Source organism: Pseudovibrio sp. SCP20, from assembly GCF_057774105.1.
The window spans coordinates 504,419-522,715 of sequence record NZ_JBYMDH010000003.1 but is presented as its reverse complement, the minus strand read 5'-3'; the positions used below and the strand labels follow the sequence as shown (position 1 = coordinate 522,715).

The window sequence follows — 18,297 nt, the reverse complement described above, 5'->3', positions numbered from 1 at the left end:
GACCCCTTCAGGAGGCAGCTATGGCTGGTCATTCTACTTATGAACCGCAAAACGCTGGCGCCAAATGGCTTGAGCGTCGTTTGCCGGTTCTCTCCCTTGTTCATGGGAGCTTTGTCGCTTTTCCTACCCCGAAGAACCTGAACTACTGGTGGACCTTCGGCGGTATCGCATTCTTCATGCTGGTTGTGCAGCTGATCACCGGTATCGTTCTGGTGATGCACTACACCCCGCATGAAACTCTTGCATTCCTCTCTGTTGAACACATCATGCGCGATGTGAACTACGGATGGCTTATCCGCTATCTGCACATGAACGGCGCATCCATGTTCTTCATTGCAGTTTACATCCACATCTTCCGTGGTCTGTACTACGGTTCCTACAAGGAACCACGTGAGATCGCCTGGATCCTTGGTGTTCTGCTGTTCCTGCTGATGATGGCAACTGCGTTCATGGGCTACGTGCTTCCATGGGGTCAGATGTCACTGTGGGGCGCGACGGTTATTACTAACCTGTTCTCCGCGATCCCAATTGTTGGCGACAGCATCACTACATGGCTCTGGGGTGGCTTCTCCGTTGGTAACCCAACTCTGAACCGCTTCTTCTCACTGCACTATCTGCTGCCATTCGTGATTGTTGGTATTGTGATCCTGCACATCTGGGCGTTCCACGTTGCTGGTAACAACAACCCAGTTGGTGTTGATCCAAAATCCGAGAAGGACACGATCCCATTCCATCCGTACTACACGATGAAGGATCTGTTCGCGATTGTTGTCTTCATGATCTTCTTCTCCTGGTTCGCATTCTACCTGCCGAACTACATGGGTCACCCAGACAACTACATCGAAGCAAACCCAATGGTAACGCCAGCACACATCGTGCCTGAATGGTACTTCCTGCCGTTCTACGCGATCCTGCGTGCGATCACTTTCGATATCGGCCCAATTCCTTCGAAGCTGGGTGGTGTTATCGCAATGTTTGGCGCAATCGCAGTGCTCTTCGTACTGCCATGGCTCGACACTTCCAAAGTTCGCTCTGCGCGTTTCCGTCCAGTTTACAAGTTCTTCTTCTGGCTGTTCGGTTTCACCTGTGTGATGCTTGGTTGGCTCGGTGCAATGCCTGCAGAACAGCCATACGTGGCTCTGGCTCAGGTCTTCACTGCACTGTACTTCGCTCACTTCCTGATCGTTCTGCCAGTTCTCGGACTGATCGAAACGCCTCGGAAAGTTCCTGACTCAATCAACGATGCAGTGCTGGGTAAAACCGGCGAAGCGGCTTAAGGGCAGGGGATTTTAAAGATGAAAAATCTAATGTTCAAAAGCGCTCGCGCACTTGCTGTTGTTGCAGGTCTTGCAGTGGCAGGCCCAGCTCTGGCAGCTGGTGATGCTCCGCACGTTGAGAAGCAGCCTTGGTCTTTTGCTGGTCCTTTCGGTCAGTTTGACAAAGCGCAGCTGCAGCGTGGTTTCCAGGTGTACCAGGAAGTTTGTTCTTCCTGTCACGGTCTGAGCCTCGTTGCATTCCGTAACCTCGCTGAGGAAGGCGGACCTGGCTTCTCCGTTGATGAAGTTAAGGCTCTTGCAGCTGAATATTCCATCGTAGATGGTCCGGATGATGAAGGTGAAATGTTCGAGCGCGAAGGCAAGCCGTTCGACAAGTTCCCTTCTCCGTTCCCGAACGAGCAGGCAGCACGTGCTTCCAACAACGGTGCTTACCCACCAGATCTTTCTCTGATGGCTAAAGCCCGCGCAGTGACCCGTGGTTTCCCATGGTTCGTTCTGGATATTGCTACGCAGTATCAGGAAAACGGCCCGGATTACCTCTACGGCCTGCTGACTGGTTATCACGAAGCACCTGAGGGCGTTGAAGTTCCAGAAGGTCAGTACTACAACACCGGCTTCATTGCTGGTAAGACGCTTGCAATGGCGCCACCACTCTCTGACGAGCTGGTTGAGTACTCCGATGGTTCTCCAATGACGACTGATCAGTACGCTCGTGACGTTTCTGCATTCCTGATGTGGGCAGCTGAGCCTCATCTGGAAGCACGTAAGCGTATCGGCTTCGGCGTCATGGCATTCCTGATCCTGTTTGCATCTTTGCTGTACTTCACAAAGCGCAAGATCTGGAGCAATGTAGACCACTAAGGTCACATCGATACTTTCAAAAAGGGCTATCCTATTCGGGTAGCCCTTTTTTTTGGGGTTGGCGTCTGGATTTGATGTAGTGCCAACTTCACGTGACTGAATCAGGTAAAGTGCACTGAAACTGGCTATAAGCGGAGAGAGCGATATGCAGGCGGTTCTGGGTATTATCGGAGGTTCTGGCCTCTACAATATTCCTGGTTTTGAAAATGCCCGATGGGAGCGGATTGAAAGTCCATGGGGCGAGCCAAGCGATGATGTCTGTATTGGCGAGATTGACGGCCTGAAGGTTGTCTTCCTGCCGCGTCACGGTCGTGGCCATGTACATTCTCCGAGCGAGATCAACTACCGCGCCAACATCGATGTGCTCAAGCGTGCTGGTGTGACGGATCTGATTTCCGTCAGTGCCTGTGGTTCTTTGAAAGAAGAATATGCACCGGGAACGTTCGTGCTGGTTGATCAGTTTATTGACCGGACGTTTGCCCGTGAGAAGAGTTTCTTTGGCACTGGCTGTGTGGCGCACGTTTCTGTGGCGGACCCGGTTTCACCGTTGCTAGTGGATGTGGTGGAAGGTGCCTGTCAAGAAGAGGGCCTTACGTATAGCCGCGGTGGGACTTATCTGGCTATGGAAGGGCCGCAGTTTTCTTCTAAAGCTGAGAGCCATCTGTATCGTTCCTGGGGCTGTGACGTGATTGGTATGACGAACATGCCGGAAGCAAAGCTGGCCCGTGAAGCAGAAATCAGCTACTCAACAGTGGCTATGGTGACGGATTACGACAGCTGGCATGCCGATCATGGCAATGTCGATATCAATGCGATCATCAAGGTTCTGCATGAGAACGTGGAAAGCGCTCAGAAGCTTGTACTGGCGGTGGCCCGCAAACTGCCGAGAGAACATCAGCAATGCCCGATTGGCTCCAACACTGCGCTCGACTTTGCGATTATGACTGCTGAGGACAAACGAGATCCTGAGCTGCTTGCAAAGCTTGATGCTATTGCCGGACGTGTGCTGAAAAAATAACTGATTACCTGAGTGATCCTGAAGGCCCTGAACGGAGGGCCTTTGACTGAAACAATGCAATTCAAAACGTGGAAATGACCATGACTGACACACTGAACACAATCTCAGAGGAGCTGATCGCGTCTATTCGCACGATCCCGGACTATCCGAAGGAAGGTATCCTGTTCCGCGATATCACGACGCTTCTGAGCGATCCTCGTGCGTTCCGCCGTGCGGTTGATGCACTGGTGCAGCCATGGGCTGGTTCAAAGATTGAGCAGGTTGCTGGTATTGAAGCGCGTGGCTTCATTCTGGGTGGTGCTGTGGCTCACCAGCTGTCTGCTGGTTTCCTACCCGTGCGCAAGAAAGGTAAGCTGCCGTTCAAGACCATTGAGCAAGAGTATGAGCTTGAGTATGGCACAGACACCATTGAGATCCACTGTGATGCTGTGAAGCCGGGTGAGAAGGTTATTCTGGTGGATGACCTGATTGCGACTGGTGGTACTGCGGAAGCGGCTGTGAAGCTGCTGAGAAGTGCTGGTGCTGACATTGTGGCAGCTTGCTTCATTGTCGATTTGCCAGAACTGCAAGGACGTGCAAAACTGGAAGCTCTGGACGTTCCTGTCAGGACATTGGTGGAGTTTCCCGGTCATTGAATGACGCCTTTGTAGAGCAAGGCCCGCAGTTTTCTGAGGCCTTCAATCAAGATTTTGAATTGCTTTTGAAATGGCGCAGGGATGTGCGCCATTTCAAGCAAGACATGATTGATCGCGAAACCGTTGAAGAGCTTTTGCGATTAACTGATCTTTCCCCAAGCGTCGGCAACAGTCAGCCGTGGCGCTTTATCGAGGTAAGTCAGCCCTCAAACCGAGAGGCGGTTTATCTCAATTTCCAACAGGCAAATGCAGAGGCCCTGACGGGCTACAAGGGAGAGCGTGCGGAGAGCTATGCCAAGCTCAAGCTGCAGGGTTTGACCGATGCTCCGCTGCAGTTTGCCGTTTTTTGTGATCTTGAACCAACACAGGGAGCTGGGCTGGGACGGCAGACCATGCCGGAGACGCTGGCCTATTCTTGTGTTAGCGCAATTAACTGCCTTTGGCTTGCTGCTAGAGCGAAAGGCATTGGCGTTGGTTGGGTGTCTATTCTCAATCCAGATGGTGTCGGAAAGCTGTTTGGCGTTCCTGACAGCTGGAAGTTCGTAGCCTATCTGTGCATTGGTTACCCGGTTGAGAATAACCTGACGCCCGAACTTCAACGCACCGGCTGGCAGGCACGTACTGCCACTGAATTGCGAATGTTAAAAGATATTGATCTAGTTAGGCCAGAAGCCAAACAGGAGTCTTCTTCGTGTCAATCCAAGTAAGAGCAATTGAGCCAGAAGATCGAGAGCAGGTTGTTGAGCTGCTCGTGAACCGGTGGACCAGTCCTGAGCAGTTGCTTGATGGCGAGATGGTGGATGCATCCAAGCTGCCAGGATACCTTGCTCTGGATGAAGGTCGTCTGGTTGGCATGATTACGCTGATCAAACGTGAACAGGAATGGGAGATCCTTACTCTCGATTCGTTGCAGCGCTGGGGTGGTATCGGAACGCTTTTGCTGGACGCCTCTGTTGATGCCGCTCGTAAAGAGGGTATTGGCCGCATTATGGTGCGTACTTCCAACGACAATCTGGATGCATTTCGGTTTTATCAGAGACGCAGCTTCCGTTTAGAGAAAGTCGTTCAGGGCGTCATCGATGAAGAACGTAAGTTAAAACCCGAAATACCAGTCACAGGTCTGCACGGAATACCGTTGCGTGATGAGGTGATTTTTGGTCGGGACATAACCGGGAATCGATCTTAGCTTTACTTTCAAACGGTCTTTGACTAACTTTGTGAAAGTTTAAATAAAATTGTAACTGAGGGTTGTGTTGTGATCGTCCGCATAATCGAATTGGTGCGACGCTATAGAACGATACGGCTCTCCTTACTGGCCACTGTCCTGGATTGCTCTGTCGACGAGATCCTGTATGCGGTAGATGGGCTGGAAAACAATGCCATCATGCGCGTGCGGGGTAACTCGCTGGTTTCCAATGAAGCCATCGCCGAGAGCGACATCAGCGTGCGCATGCATTCCCGCTTTGCAGAGAAGAACGCCGTTGGCAAACTGGCGGCCAGCCTGATTAAGGATGGTGACCGTCTTCTGATAGAGGCGGGGAGCACACTTTCCCTTTTTGCCAATCATTTGAAAGAGAAGAAGGACTTGTCCGTTGCGACCACTAGTCCGCTGATTGCTGAGAGCCTTGTGCGGCACAGCCGGGCGTGTAGTGTGGAGCTGATTGGGGGCAAGCTGACTGCTCATACGACTGCGCTTCATGGTGAAGAGACCATGGCGCGTATTCGTGATCTGGAGGTTGATTGGACCATTTTGAGCCCCACCAGCATGTGCATTCACAAAGGGGCCTGTTATTTTCATAAGGTTGATGCTGAAACGAGCTTATTGATGCAGCGTAGTGCAAAGAAAACTATGATGCTCAGTGATAGTTCTAAGTTAGGTGTCCCCAGCCGCTACACTGCGCAAACAATGCAAGGTGTAGATGTCTTTATTACTGATAATAATGGAGAATTAGGTTTTTCTGAAATAGAGCATCATCTTAAAAAAGCTCGCGTTTTTCATGCGATTTCGGAAGATGCTGACAGCGAAGATTTCATTCTCTTGAATAGTTGATAAATTTTAATCTTTTTCGATAAAAATGAACGATGTTTACTACCGGAATAGTATCTTGGATCTAGGCCTACTTAGATGATTAATGACTTAATGGTGGACGTTCTAGCCAATCTGGTGAAACGCCACAGACGTATTTCTTTGACTGCTGCTGCAGATATTTTGGGAATGGACTTTGAAGAGCTCACAAGTCTGGCAAAGGTTTTGTCAGAACGTGAGGAGTTTGAGCTCTTTGACAATTCGATATGTTTTCTTATGCCGCGAGATCAGGATGCTTATCGGGTAAGGCTGCGCAGCCATTACATCGAGAAGTATGCCATTGGACGTCTTGCTGCCTCTTTCATTCAGGAAGGCGACCATGTGGTCGTTGAATCCGGAAGTACCATGACCATTCTTGCGCAGCACCTTGCGCAGGTTGAGCAGATTAGAGTTTCGACCAACTCTTATGCGGTTGCCTCCATGATTATTGGAGCGGAGACAGCTGCGGATATTCATGTGATTGGTGGGCACCTTTACACAGACGGGCAGGGGGCGTTGGGTCCAATTGCTCTGGATACGGTTGCTGGACTGAACGCGGACTGGGGGATCATTTGTCCCGTTGGTTTGTCTGCGGAAGGCGACCTCATGTACTACGTGGAGGAAGAGGCCAAGTTTGCGCGGGCTGTGATGGCCTCCTGCAAGCGGACGATGGTTCTGTGCAACTCCAGCAAGATCGGTGTGCCGAGCCGCTTTGTGGCCAACTCCTGCGCTCAGGCGGACATGCTGATTGTCGACAGTGGTGTTGAGCCGAGCATTCTGGATAGCCTCGTTGCTCAGGGTGTGAGGGACGTGCACGTGGCTGATGTGGAAGCGGAAGCCTCCAGCGAAATTGTGTTGCTCGATATTTGATTTTTTTCATTATTTCCAAACTAAAAAAGGCGCTCGATTGAGCGCCTTTTGTGTTTCTTGCGATGTTGGATCGCCGATCAGGTGTTGAACTTGAACAGCAGTACGTCGCCGTCCTGAACAATGTATTCCTTGCCTTCGTCGCGCGCCTTACCAGCTTCTTTTGCTGGGGTTTCACCGCCAAGCTCAACGTAGTCGTTGTATGCGATGGTCTGCGCGCGGATGAAGCCGCGTTCAAAGTCGGTGTGGATCACGCCAGCTGCCTGAGGTGCTTTCGTACCAGCAACAATGGTCCATGCGCGGGTTTCTTTTGGACCTGCTGTGAAGTAGGTGATCAGCTCCAGAAGGCCGTAACCTGCGCGGATCAGGCGGTCGAGGCCAGGCTCTTCCAGACCCATGTCTGCCATGTACTCACGCTGCTCTTCATCTTCCAGCTGAGCGATTTCAGCTTCGATTGCTGCGGAGATGACAACAGAGGCTGCACCTTGCTCTTCAGCCATGGCCTGAACCTTTGCAGAGAGGCTGTTGCCTTTGTCAGCGGATTCTTCTTCCACGTTACACACGTAGAGGACTGGCTTGGAAGTCAGTAGGTTGAGCATTTTCAGCTGCTTGATTTCTTCTGGGTCAGTCAGACCGAGTGCGCGTACTGGCTTGCCGTCCTGAAGGATCGCGAGAGCCTGCTCCATGATTGGCAGGGCTGCTTTTGCGTCTTTGTCGCCTGACTTCGCTTTTTTCTCGAGCGGCGCGATGCGCTTTTCAAGGCTTTCCATGTCAGAAACCATCAGTTCGGTTTCGACAGTTTCAGCGTCAGCGATTGGGTCGATCTTGCCATCCACGTGCGTGATGTCATCGTTCTCGAAGCAGCGCAGAACGTGTGCGATCGCGTCTACTTCGCGGATGTTCGCGAGGAACTGGTTGCCCAGACCTTCACCCTTGGATGCACCGCGTACCAGACCTGCGATGTCCACAAAGGTCAGGCGGGTCGGGATGATTTCCTTAGACTGCGCAATTGCAGCGATCTTGGACTGACGTGGATCCGGAACAGCAACATCACCGGTGTTCGGCTCAATGGTGCAGAACGGATAGTTCGCTGCCTGAGCTGCTGCTGTCTTGGTCAGAGCGTTGAAGAGGGTAGACTTACCAACGTTAGGCAAGCCGACGATGCCGCACTGAAAACCCATTTACTCTTGTCCTTTCGATCCAAATAGCTGCTCAAGCGCTGAGGCGAGCGGCCCTTTTTTGTTAGCTTCTTTGTCCTGATAGCCGGTTGCTTTAGGTGCTGGCTTTTTTTCTGGCTCAGGCTTGGCGGTATCCTGCTTTTTCTTTGCAGCCGCATCGCGTGAGCTTTCCTTTTTATAAGGTTTGCCAGAGCCTTCCGGGCGGGTTGCCAGTGTCACCTTGTTGGCGAACTGGTTGTCCTGATGCTGAGCAAGGAGAGGGGCGTTGTCTGCGATGGCCTCTAAAAGAGGTTCCAACCACTCCTGATCCGCTTTTGCAAAGTCACCCAATACCCACTGATGCACACGGTCCTTATGGCCCGGGTGACCGATGCCGAGGCGAACACGACGATAGGCATCTGTGATGTGTGCTGTGATGGAGCGCAGACCATTGTGGCCGCCATGACCACCGCCGTTTTTCAGGCGGAACTTGGCAGGAGGCAGGTCCAGCTCGTCATAGAGCACGACAACATCTTGTGGAGTGAGTTTGTAGAAACGGAGTGCTTCGCCTACGGAACGACCACTTTCGTTCATGTAGGTTGTTGGCTTCATGAGCAGGACTTTTTCGCCCGCCAATGTGCCTTCAGAAACATGTGCCTGAAAGCGAGCCCGCCATGGGCTGAATGAGCTATGGCGGCGATGAATTTCATCTGCCGCCATGAACCCGATATTGTGACGATTATTCTCGTATTTAGGGCCTGGATTACCGAGGCCGACAAACAGCTTCATAGGTATGGTTCCAAGCCCTGAATTCTGAGAATTACTCTTCGCCTTCACCTTCTTCAGAAGCTTCGTCAGCTTCTTTCAGACCTGCAGGAGCTGCAATGGTGGAGATGGTGAAGTCACGGTCGGTGATGGTTGGCGCGCAACCAGCTGGCAGCTTAACAGCAGAGATGTGCTGGGAAGAGCCGAGGTCTGCTTCAGCCAGATCAACTTCGATAGCTTCTGGGATAGCAGTTGCTGGAACAGTCATTTCAACAGTGTGACGAACAACGTTCAGAACACCACCGCGCTTCAGACCTGGGGAAGTTTCTTCGTTCAGGAACTTCACTGGGATTTCAACTGTCAGAGTAGCGTCTGCAGAAACGCGCAGGAAGTCAACGTGCATCAGAGTGTCTTTAACCGGATGCAGCTGGAAGTCTTTTGCGATTACAGAAGTTTTTTCGCCGTTCAGGTCGATTGTACCGACGTGAGACAGGAAACCGCCCTTATGAAGGGTCATGGTTGCTTCTTTAAGAGGCAGGTTGATGGATACTGCTTCTTTTTTGTCGCCGTAGATTACTGCTGGTACAAGACCTTCACGACGAGCTGCACGAGCGGCCCCCTTGCCGGCCCGTTCACGCACCTGTGCTTTCAGCTCATAGCTGTTTGCCATGGTGGAATCTCCTAGTTTGATAATAAAAGTAAGGCCGCGGGAGCGACAGAATTCTGCGCTCAACTACGGCCAACTTTGTACGCCTCCTCCAAGGGTGTCGACGTACGCGGCTCGTATAGCTGAACTTCCTTTAAAGAGCAAGAGCAACCGTAGAGCCTACAATAAGAAAAACCGGGGCGTACCCCGGTTTCTCAAAGTCTGTGATTAAAGCGAATTATGAATCGAACAAGCTGGAAACAGAACGTTCCTGCGATGTGCGGTTGATCGCTTCGCCCATCAGAGGGGCGATAGAAATAGTGCGGATGTTCGGAGCAGCCTGAACAGCAGCGGTTGGCTCGATGGAATCGGTGATCACCAGTTCCTTGAGCTTGGATGCAGAAACGCGTGCAACTGCGCCACCGGACAGCACGCCGTGCGTGATGTAGGCGGTTACAGATTTTGCACCAGCGTTGAGCAGAGCATCCGCTGCGTTGCAGAGAGTTCCACCAGAGTCCACGATGTCGTCCACGAGGATACAGTCGTAGCCATTTACATCACCGATGATGTTCATGACTTCGGATTCTCCAGGCTTGTCGCGACGCTTATCAACGATGGACAGAGGAGCTTCGATGCGCTTTGCAAGTGCACGTGCGCGAACCACGCCGCCAACATCCGGAGAAACAACCATGACGTTGGTTGTGTCGTAGCGCTCTTTGATGTCACGGGTCATCACAGGCGCGCCGTAGAGGTTGTCGGTTGGAATATCGAAGAAGCCCTGAATCTGGCCTGCATGCAGGTCGAGTGTGAGCACTCGGTCAGCACCGGCGTTGGTGATCAGATTGGCAACAAGTTTCGCAGAGACTGGCGTACGAGGCGCCGGCTTACGGTCCTGACGGGCGTAGCCAAAGTATGGAACCACTGCGGTAATACGACGTGCTGAGGAACGACGAAGCGCATCAATAATGATGAGCAGTTCCATCAGGTGGTCATTAGCCGGATAGCTTGTTGGCTGAATGACGAAGACGTCTTCACCGCGTACGTTCTCCTGGATTTCAACGTAGATTTCTTGGTCTGCAAAGCGGCGAACCTGGCACTTCGCCAATGGTACATCAAGATACTTTGAAATTTGCTCAGCCAGCGCGCGATTGGAGTTACCCGCGACGATTTTCATAACCCGCAAGTCCTTCTTGGGCTTTGATCTCACAACCCGGCTTTCGCCGGTAGTGAGGTGGAAATTTGCGTCCCTTGGTGGAACCCGATTTCTTCTGGTAAGGCACCCTAACGGGTCGCCTTGGGGCGCCTTTTAGCAACCTCGTCTTAAGCCGACAATAGCCAGAACGCACAGCAGCTCAGCTTTTTTGCAAAAGCTGAGCTGCATAATTGTGTATCTATTTGATTTTATTAGGTCACTTGCTGTGTAACCATGCTTCTAAAGAAGCAATAGTTCTTGAGGCAATTCTCTGCAGCGCGTCGCTGGAAACATCGTTCCATGGGTCGCCAGAGTTGCCGCCTGTCTGCTCTTGGCCGTCAATTCTGTGAACGCGGTTGCCGTTTGCATCAATAATATCAAATACATAGAAGACGGTGGTGGTGTACTGGTCACCCGCTGCGGTCAAGAATCCTTTGACTCGGTAGGTTGCTGGCGCACCAACGCGTCTAACGAGGTTGAGATTCGCTGCTGCTGCGCGATTCCCCAGTTCCTCGGAGAGATCATCGGCAATGTTGCCAGGTAGGCCGGTCAGCTGTTCGAACGCGAACGTTGCTTTGGCCGGAGATACAGCAGGAGGAGCAGACTTGGTTTCAATCATGTCCCCGATGCTGGACGGGGGAATAGGGTTTGCCGCACAGCCTGCAAGAATTGCCATAGCGGCAATGATTAATACCCGAGGTGAAAGTACGAGCTTCAGCATGTCAGTCCTTAAAGTCCACTCAAAGAATCAGCGAGGGGTGCCCCAGTAGATTCGTAAAGAATAATTATGGCAGTCTTTACCCTGCCTTCACAGGGAGGTCGAGAGAAAGCTGTGATAAGCTTTCTGGCCCATCTTCGTGTGTGATGTAAGTTTGGCCCAAAGTCATGGCAGTTTCGCTGTCGGAATCCATGATGATCATGTGCATAAACAACACCATGTTTTCCTGAATTTCATGTGCATTTTCTTTGAAGGCCATATACGGCGGCTCCATCCAGCTTGGTGTGAAGCGGGCGCCAAGGGAATATCCGCAGGCATTGAGGCGGTGTGGCATCAGGCCGCGATCATCCAGAATATGAGCGTGCGCGGCAAACAGATCGCCAAAGGTGTTGCCAACCTGCATGGCCTGTTCAACGGCAATCATCGCGTCTTTTGCAGCTTGATGAAGCTCCAGATGGCGCGGGGTTGGTTCGCCCAGAATAACGGTGCGGATGGCGGCTGCGTGGTAATGACGGTAAACACCGGCCCACTCCAGTGTGAGCTGATCATTTTCTGAGAGTGTTCTGCGGCCAGACTTGTAACGGCAGAGTAGGGCGTCCGGGCCGGAGCCGATGACGAACTCGTTGGCGGGATAATCACCGCCACCCTCAAAGATGGTGCTTTGCATCTTTGCAAGGATGCGGCCTTCATCTGCTCCCGGCTTGATCTCTTCCATAGCAGCGAGGAAGGCCTGATCGGCGAGTTTGCCAGCGGTTCTGACGTATTCCAACTCGGTTGGTGATTTGACCAGACGGAGTTCCTTGATGATGTCGGAGGCGTCATCCACGTCTGCGAAGGAATGGAGAGACTCGTCCAACAGGCGGCCATTGGCAGCAGTGAGGCCGTGGGTGTCGTATTCCACGCCGATGCGTGTGCCGAGCAGGTCGAGGTCGAACAGCAGTTCTTTCACCTGACCAACCGGAGATTTGCCAGCCACATCCATCCAGAGGCGGATGTCTTTGAGGTTGGAGGTGTTGCGGGCTTGTCTAAGGTCCGCAGAGCGGGTGAGGAGGATTGGTTCTTCGCCCGGGCGATAGATCAAGCATTGGAAGAAGCAGTAGCCGAAGGTGTCGAAGCCTGTCAGCCAGTACATGCTTTCCTGCGCGAAGATCAGCAGGCAGTCCAGATTGCGCTCTTTGAGTTTTGCGTCCAGAGCAGTACGGCGCTCAGCAAATTCTTCCGGTGAAAAGTGCAGGGCCATGGTTTTCTCCCAATCCATAGTTTGCAACGCAATCTGAAACAGAACTTACTCTTGCTCGCCCGTCAGTACAATCAGGCGGTTAACATGATAGTTGATATTTGGCGCCCGTAATCCGGTTCTTTGTTATGGGTGGTTCTTCGGTAGGAGAAGAACCTATCCGCATCTGCATAGGTGCAGAGTTTCAGGTCGATGACTTCTTTCAGGCCCAGTTGGTCGAGCTGTGCTTTGATGAAGGCAGGTAGGTCGAACATACTGTGCAGTGGCTTTTCGGAAGGCACAAAGAAGCGTTGGTTGTCCTGAGATTGCTCAAGGAAGCGCAGGGCAAACTCTGGGCCGACTTCATAGGCTTTCTGGGAGATCATCGGGCCCATCACTGCGGTGATGTTAGCTGGATCTGCGCCAAGCTGTTTCATGGCTTTCACGGTGTTGGGCAAGATGCCATCTACTGCACCTTTCCAGCCGGAATGGGCTGCGCCGATGACGCCGTTTTCCGGATCAACAAACAGGATCGGGCCGCAGTCCGCTGTCAGAATGCCGATGGCAACACCAGGTGTGTTGGTGACAAGAGCGTCTGCGCGTTTGTCGTCTTCTTCAGCGAAGGGGCCGGATACACTCAGGACCTTGGTGGAGTGGATCTGGTAGGGCGTGACCAGATGCTCTGGTGTGGTGCCGAGCTTTTCGGCAACGCGACGGCGGTTTTCAAGCACATCTTCGCGATTGTCGCTGGAGCCGAGGCCGACGTTGAGGCCCTTGTAGATGCCGGAGGAGACACCGCCTTCGCGGGTGAAGAAGCCATGTGAGATGCGTTGCATTGCTTCAAGCTCTGGCACTTTAATCATTGGCTTCTCCCGCGTTCGACTGGTTTAATTCTGGAAAGGAATTGGTTGTTCTGAAGTGTTGGTGATGCAGAGGACTTTGAATAGGGTGCCCATCTGATCATCGGCGGCAAGGCGCTCCACATCTTTGCGGATCTGGTCCTGATCCAGCGTGGATTTGCCTGCACCAAGCTGGCCAGCGCGTTCCAGCAGACCGAGGCCGAGCAGGAACTGGCCTTGTCCGATTGGGCCATGCGCGTTGGCGCCTTCTGCTGCGGCTGCGTTTGCCAGTGCCTGAAAGTTGACGTGTGCGGTGAGATCCGCTTCGCCGCAGTGTTCCAAAGTGGAGACGTACTCGTGCTTCTTGAGGGCCTGGAAGGTGTCGCCGGTGACAGTTTTGGCGTAACCGTAGTCGATCAGCAGTGCTGCGCCGCCATTTGCTTTGAGGCGGTGGCCGATCTGGGAGGCAATGGCGTTGGATGCTGGTGACAGTTCCAGTGTGTCGCCGATCTTTGCCTGCAGGTTCGCTTTGGCGACGTCTGCTGGTGACAAAGTGCCTGAGCCGATGCCGAACGTGAGGTTGCCATCCTCATCCAGACCAACACAGCGTTCGCGCCAGCCGGTGTCTGTCAGCTGGTACTGGTGGATTGGCAGGGCGTCGAACAGCTCGTTGGCGACGAGAAGTGTCGGGCCTTCCGGGATGGTGTCCAGCGTGTCGTGCCATTTGATGGAGTAAGCCTTCAGCAGCTTACGCTGTGCTTTGCGCAAGGACGGGCTGGTTTCGACCAGATGGATCTGAATGTTCGCAAGCATCTGCGGGCGTAGTGAGATCACGCGCAGGATGTCTTTCATCAGCGTGCCGCGGCCCGGACCCATTTCTACCAGATGAACAGGTCCTTTGAGATCTTGCGATAACCACTGGTGCAGAAACCATGCGCCGATAAGCTCGCCGAACAGCTGAGAGATCTCTGGCGCTGTGGTGAAGTCGCCTTTTGCGCCAAAGGGCTGTTGTCGCATGTAATAGCCGTGCTCAGGATCAGACAGGCACAGCCCCATGTACTCGGCAACGGTCATCGGACCATGATCCGCAATGCGTTTTTTGATTTTTTCCTGAAGAGGCGTGGATGCAGAACCGGTCATTTTGCTTCTTTGTTTTCCGTATTTCTTTTAAGTGCCCAAACCACGATGACAATACCGATCAGAACCATTGGCAGGCTCAGCAGCATACCCATGGTGAAGAAGCCGGATAGATAGCCAATGTGTGCATCCGGAACGCGGTAGAACTCTACAAAGGTGCGCGCCAGACCGTAGCCAATTGCGAAGCTGCCTGCGAGCACGCCGGGCTTTTGCAGCAGCTTGAAGCGGTGAGACAGCAGGCGCAGCACGAGGAATAACAGGGCTCCTTCCAGTGCTGCTTCGTAAAGCTGGCTTGGGTGTCTTGGTTCTGGTCCGCCATTGGGGAACACAACAGCCCACGGCACATCCGTGACACGGCCCCAAAGTTCGGAGTTGATGAAGTTGGCGATGCGTCCGAAGAAGAGGCCGATCGGTGCAGCGATGGCAGCAAGATCAAACATGGTCCAGCCGGACAGGCCGCGGGCTCTGGAATAGATGAACAGCACGACAATCATGCCCAGCAGGCCGCCATGGAAGGCCATACCGCCTTGCCAGACTGCAAGGATCTCGGCCGGGTTCGCCAGATAGTAGGGCAGATTGTAGAACAGCACGTATCCCAGACGACCACCCAGCACGATGCCGAGTGTTGCCCACATGACGAAGTCGTCGATGTCGGTTCCTGTTGGATGAGCTGTCTTGCCCCACAGATTGGTGTTGCGCACGGTCACGACCATGTAGCGCCATGCGAGAAGAATTCCGGCGATATATGCCAGCGCATACCAACGGATGGCCAGTGGTCCGAACTCAATCAGAACCGGATCAATCATCGGGAACGGTATGGCTAGGAGCGGCATAGGAAACCCTTCTGTTGTTAACTGAGCGAGCATTCCGACAAGTGGAGGAAATGGTCAAGTGGTTTATGGAAGGTGTTCAACACAAGCTTTCGGCATTTTACTGACAGGTTCTTTAGGGTTCTGGGCGCAAAACGGCTCTCAACGCTTGAAAGTGGCGGGCCAGACCAATACTTGTTTGAGAGAGATAAATTTTAAGAGGACGCCATGAGCCAGTCTCCTAATCGCATGTTCGACGAGTTTGCTAAGCTGATGACCGATGCAGCTGGTGTTGCACAGGGTGCCAAGCGGGAAGTCGAAACCGCATTCCGAGCGCAGATCGAGCGTTTCATGTCGGATATGGATCTGGTGTCCCGCGATGAGTTTGACACAGTCAAAGACATGGCGATCAAGGCACTGGATGACGTAGAAAAGCTGGAAGAGCGCCTTGCAGCTCTGGAAAAGCGCCTTGCGGATCAGGACGAAAAAGCTGCCCCTGAAGACAAGGCATAATGCCCGCTGAAAATTACATGTGAATATGCTGTGGGCGGCTTTGAGTCGTCCACAATTTTCGCAATGAACTGTCTGTTCCCCCTATAGGGGAATGTCCAAGTCTATCGGTATATTGGCAAAAAAAGGGATTCGATGTGTTGCATCAATAGTTCCCGTGAAACCTTCTTGGTGGAACTTCCTTTGTAGCGCATGCTTCTATCTAAAGAGCACGTAAGTGTCTGGTCCATGATCACTCAACCCGCGTCCGTCCGGAGTGGGTAGATAAACCATTCCTCAAACGGAAAGAGGACCGGAAATGAGCCTTATTGAGTTCGGCACGGAACGCCCCCTGAATCCGGTTGATACGATCGAAAACCTTGCAACCGGTAACGACTGGTCCTTTGAACGACTTGGTGATGATGAAATTTCCATTTCGGTTACAGGGACTTGGTGCGACTATCACGTAACCTTCTCGTGGATGGAAGAGTTGGAAGCGCTGCATATGGCAAGCGCATTCGATCTGAAAGTCCCAGCCCCCCGCAAAGATGAGATTGTCCGCCTGCTTGCGTTGATCAATGAGCAGCAATGGATGGGTCACTTTGATATCTGGGGCCGCGAAGGTGTTGTTATTTTCCGCCAGTCTTTGCTTTTGGCTGGTGGTGCAGAAGCCAATTCTTCTCAGATTGAAGTCCTTTTTTCCAATTCTTTGGATTCATGCGAACGGTACTATCAGGCATTCCAGTTTGTCGTCTGGGCAGGCAAGACCGCTCAGGAAGCGATGGAAACAGTGATGTTTGAAACTGCCGGTGATGCATGAAATTAATGAATGAACGTCCGCTTGTTCTGATTGGAGCAGGCAAAATGGGTGGTGCCATGCTGTCCGGCTGGATGAAGCAGGATATGGCACCAGAACACGTGGTTGTTGTTGACCCAAACCCACCTGCTGAAACGATTGAGACCATCCAAGCGCATGATTTGGCTTGGCACAAAAGCGTGCCTGACGGTGTTGTCGCCGGTGTGCTTCTGCTCGCTATCAAGCCACAAATGATGGAAGAGGTGCTGCCGACGCTTAAAGGTTTGGCAGATGAGCAGAGCGTGGTGCTTTCGGTAGCTGCCGGTACGACCATCAAGCGGTTTAAAGATAACTTTGGTGCCGGGCAGCCGGTGGTTCGCGTTATTCCAAATACACCTTCGCAGGTGGGCCGTGGTGTGACTGCTGGGTATGCCTCTGATGAGGTTCAGGACACGCAGAAGGCATTGATGAGTTCTCTGCTGGAATCCATCGGCGTGTTTTACTGGGTGGAAGCTGAAGAGCAGATTGATCTGGCAACGGCAGTAAGTGGTTCTGGCCCTGCCTACGTATTCCACTTGGTCGAAGCGATGAGCGCAGCTGGGCAACGTTTAGGCTTGAATGCAGAGTTGGCGGAAGCGCTTGCAAGAGGAACTGTGGCTGGCTCTGGTGAGCTGCTTCACCAATCCTCTGAGGATGCAGATGTTTTGCGTAAGAACGTGACCTCGCCGGGCGGCACAACAGCTGCAGCGCTTTCTGTGCTGATGGGGGATGATGCCCTGACCAACCTGATGAGCGATGCGGTTGCGAAGGCAGCGCACCGTGCAACAGAACTTGCTGATTAAGGCAGCTTCTGCAGTGCTGGAAGATTGCTTCCACCAAGTTTCAAAATTACTCGATATTGACGTAAAGCCTCGGTTACTAGACTGAGGCTTTTTCTTTGTACGTGGGGTGTTCCTGTGTGTATGATTAAGTGTTGATGCGTAGTTGGAGCACGTTGCGTTCATTTACATTCACGCCCCGCACTCTAACTTCTTTAATGAAGCGGGTTCTCTGCGGTTGGTCCTAGCCAATCTAAAGGAATGCGCTTCAGAGTGTTGGCCATACAGGAGCGTGCCATGCCTACTGAGAAGACCCATCAGAAAGTCGTCGCGAGTTTCATTGAGCTGCTGGAGACGCACCGGATTGAAGAAATCACCTATGCGGCGATCGCGGACAATGCGGGTGTAAAGATCGAAGTGGTGCGTGCGTGCTGTAATGGCAAACTGGACCTGCTTGCTGCCTTTATGCGGGAGATCGATCAGAAGGTTTTGAAAGAGCGGGACCCTGATCTCATGGATGAGACCCCTCGGGACCGCCTGTTTGATGTGCTGATGTGTCGTCTGGATCTCATGGAGCCACACAGAGAAGCCATCCGAAATCTACGCAGAACAGTTGTTAAAGATCCCGCTCTGGCCATGCACATGCATAAGCTGGTGACACGCTCCATGAAGTGGATGCTGGTTGCTGCCGGTATTGAAGAGTTTGGCTTGCGCAATGTGGGCATGTCGAATGCGTTGGCACTGGGCTTTGAGCGGCTGGTGCGGGTGTGGCTGGAAGATGATGCACCCGGACATCCTAAAGTTATGGTCGCCGTTGATGACATGTTGGCAAATGGCGAAAAGTGGATGGGCCGTGCTTGCCGGGTCGAAAAAGTGGCGGCACCCTTTATTGAAGGGTTGGGCCGTTTGTGTCAGAGGCCGCTGCGCCCAAAAGGCCAGAGCACACCTCCATCAGCTGCTGCAAATGGAGGGGCTGAAGCCAGCCCCTGATG

Annotated in this window: 21 protein-coding genes; 12 read left to right on the top strand and 9 right to left on the bottom strand. The window is 52.7% G+C overall.

The annotated features are described in order from the left end of the window. Positions 1–20 precede the first annotated feature (20 nt). From AC3CB2_RS15030 to AC3CB2_RS14995, 8 genes are all read left to right on the top strand, one after another. Complete coding sequence (locus AC3CB2_RS15030) at positions 21–1,277, top strand: cytochrome b (RefSeq protein WP_008547360.1); 1,257 nt, start codon at positions 21–23, stop codon at positions 1,275–1,277. Positions 1,278–1,295: 18 nt separating this feature from the next. Next, positions 1,296–2,138: a cytochrome c1 gene (locus AC3CB2_RS15025; RefSeq protein ID WP_008547549.1), complete on the top strand. Its 843-nt coding sequence runs from the start codon at positions 1,296–1,298 to the stop codon at positions 2,136–2,138. Between the two features lie 145 nt (positions 2,139–2,283). After that, positions 2,284–3,156, top strand: coding sequence for an S-methyl-5'-thioadenosine phosphorylase (locus tag AC3CB2_RS15020; protein WP_352933826.1), 873 nt, complete (start codon positions 2,284–2,286; stop codon positions 3,154–3,156). A gap of 80 nt (positions 3,157–3,236) precedes the next feature. Further along, the gene (locus tag AC3CB2_RS15015) at positions 3,237–3,791 is read left to right on the top strand and encodes an adenine phosphoribosyltransferase (protein WP_037036260.1); all 555 of its coding nucleotides are present in this window, start codon (positions 3,237–3,239) and stop codon (positions 3,789–3,791) included. Beyond that, positions 3,788–4,498, top strand: coding sequence for a 5,6-dimethylbenzimidazole synthase (gene bluB / locus AC3CB2_RS15010; protein ID WP_008547373.1), 711 nt, complete (start codon positions 3,788–3,790; stop codon positions 4,496–4,498). The genes AC3CB2_RS15015 and bluB overlap by 4 nt, the downstream gene beginning before the upstream one ends. After that, on the top strand, positions 4,483–4,977 hold the full coding sequence (locus tag AC3CB2_RS15005) for a GNAT family N-acetyltransferase (protein WP_008548018.1): 495 nt from the start codon (positions 4,483–4,485) through the stop codon (positions 4,975–4,977). The genes bluB and AC3CB2_RS15005 overlap by 16 nt, the downstream gene beginning before the upstream one ends. A gap of 69 nt (positions 4,978–5,046) precedes the next feature. Continuing rightward, positions 5,047–5,841 (top strand): DeoR/GlpR family DNA-binding transcription regulator, encoded by a 795-nt coding sequence (locus tag AC3CB2_RS15000; RefSeq protein ID WP_352933821.1) that lies wholly within the window; start codon positions 5,047–5,049, stop codon positions 5,839–5,841. 75 nt (positions 5,842–5,916) lie between these two features. Then, on the top strand, positions 5,917–6,726 hold the full coding sequence (locus tag AC3CB2_RS14995) for a DeoR/GlpR family DNA-binding transcription regulator (RefSeq protein WP_352933818.1): 810 nt from the start codon (positions 5,917–5,919) through the stop codon (positions 6,724–6,726). Positions 6,727–6,803: 77 nt separating this feature from the next. Here AC3CB2_RS14995 and ychF read toward each other — a convergent pair whose 3' ends face one another. The 9 genes from ychF to lgt all read right to left on the bottom strand — a co-directional run bounded on the left by ychF (position 6,804) and on the right by lgt (position 15,226). After that, the gene (gene ychF / locus AC3CB2_RS14990) at positions 6,804–7,904 is read right to left on the bottom strand and encodes a redox-regulated ATPase YchF (RefSeq protein ID WP_014286748.1); all 1,101 of its coding nucleotides are present in this window, start codon (positions 7,902–7,904) and stop codon (positions 6,804–6,806) included. Then, complete coding sequence (pth, locus tag AC3CB2_RS14985) at positions 7,905–8,669, bottom strand: aminoacyl-tRNA hydrolase (RefSeq protein WP_352933815.1); 765 nt, start codon at positions 8,667–8,669, stop codon at positions 7,905–7,907. A 31-nt stretch (positions 8,670–8,700) separates the two neighbouring features. Continuing rightward, on the bottom strand, positions 8,701–9,315 hold the full coding sequence (locus AC3CB2_RS14980; protein ID WP_008548139.1) for a 50S ribosomal protein L25/general stress protein Ctc: 615 nt from the start codon (positions 9,313–9,315) through the stop codon (positions 8,701–8,703). A gap of 214 nt (positions 9,316–9,529) precedes the next feature. Next, positions 9,530–10,465, bottom strand: a complete 936-nt coding sequence (locus AC3CB2_RS14975) for a ribose-phosphate pyrophosphokinase (RefSeq protein ID WP_008547515.1) — start codon at positions 10,463–10,465, stop codon at positions 9,530–9,532. Positions 10,466–10,700: 235 nt separating this feature from the next. Then, positions 10,701–11,204: a hypothetical protein gene (locus AC3CB2_RS14970; RefSeq protein ID WP_041768747.1), complete on the bottom strand. Its 504-nt coding sequence runs from the start codon at positions 11,202–11,204 to the stop codon at positions 10,701–10,703. 76 nt (positions 11,205–11,280) lie between these two features. Then, positions 11,281–12,459: a M24 family metallopeptidase gene (locus AC3CB2_RS14965; RefSeq protein WP_352933811.1), complete on the bottom strand. Its 1,179-nt coding sequence runs from the start codon at positions 12,457–12,459 to the stop codon at positions 11,281–11,283. A gap of 53 nt (positions 12,460–12,512) precedes the next feature. Further along, positions 12,513–13,280 (bottom strand): peptidoglycan editing factor PgeF, encoded by a 768-nt coding sequence (gene pgeF, locus AC3CB2_RS14960; RefSeq protein WP_352933809.1) that lies wholly within the window; start codon positions 13,278–13,280, stop codon positions 12,513–12,515. A gap of 24 nt (positions 13,281–13,304) precedes the next feature. Beyond that, complete coding sequence (locus AC3CB2_RS14955) at positions 13,305–14,396, bottom strand: class I SAM-dependent methyltransferase (protein ID WP_352933806.1); 1,092 nt, start codon at positions 14,394–14,396, stop codon at positions 13,305–13,307. Further along, positions 14,393–15,226 carry a prolipoprotein diacylglyceryl transferase gene (gene lgt, locus AC3CB2_RS14950; protein WP_352933803.1) on the bottom strand — a complete coding sequence of 278 codons (834 nt, stop codon included), beginning with the start codon at positions 15,224–15,226 and terminating at the stop codon, positions 14,393–14,395. Before lgt ends, AC3CB2_RS14955 begins: the two co-directional genes overlap by 4 nt. Positions 15,227–15,430: 204 nt before the next feature. On the opposite strand from lgt, the gene AC3CB2_RS14945 reads away from it, so the two are divergent. The 4 genes from AC3CB2_RS14945 to AC3CB2_RS14930 all read left to right on the top strand — a co-directional run bounded on the left by AC3CB2_RS14945 (position 15,431) and on the right by AC3CB2_RS14930 (position 18,295). Further along, positions 15,431–15,715, top strand: coding sequence for an accessory factor UbiK family protein (locus tag AC3CB2_RS14945; RefSeq protein ID WP_054784924.1), 285 nt, complete (start codon positions 15,431–15,433; stop codon positions 15,713–15,715). A 295-nt stretch (positions 15,716–16,010) separates the two neighbouring features. Beyond that, the gene (locus AC3CB2_RS14940; RefSeq protein WP_008547464.1) at positions 16,011–16,511 is read left to right on the top strand and encodes a type III secretion system chaperone family protein; all 501 of its coding nucleotides are present in this window, start codon (positions 16,011–16,013) and stop codon (positions 16,509–16,511) included. Next, positions 16,508–17,329, top strand: coding sequence for a pyrroline-5-carboxylate reductase (proC, locus tag AC3CB2_RS14935; RefSeq protein ID WP_425328949.1), 822 nt, complete (start codon positions 16,508–16,510; stop codon positions 17,327–17,329). Before AC3CB2_RS14940 ends, proC begins: the two co-directional genes overlap by 4 nt. Positions 17,330–17,602: 273 nt before the next feature. Next, positions 17,603–18,295 (top strand): hypothetical protein, encoded by a 693-nt coding sequence (locus tag AC3CB2_RS14930; protein ID WP_008547577.1) that lies wholly within the window; start codon positions 17,603–17,605, stop codon positions 18,293–18,295. The last annotated feature ends 2 nt before the right edge of the window (positions 18,296–18,297 follow it).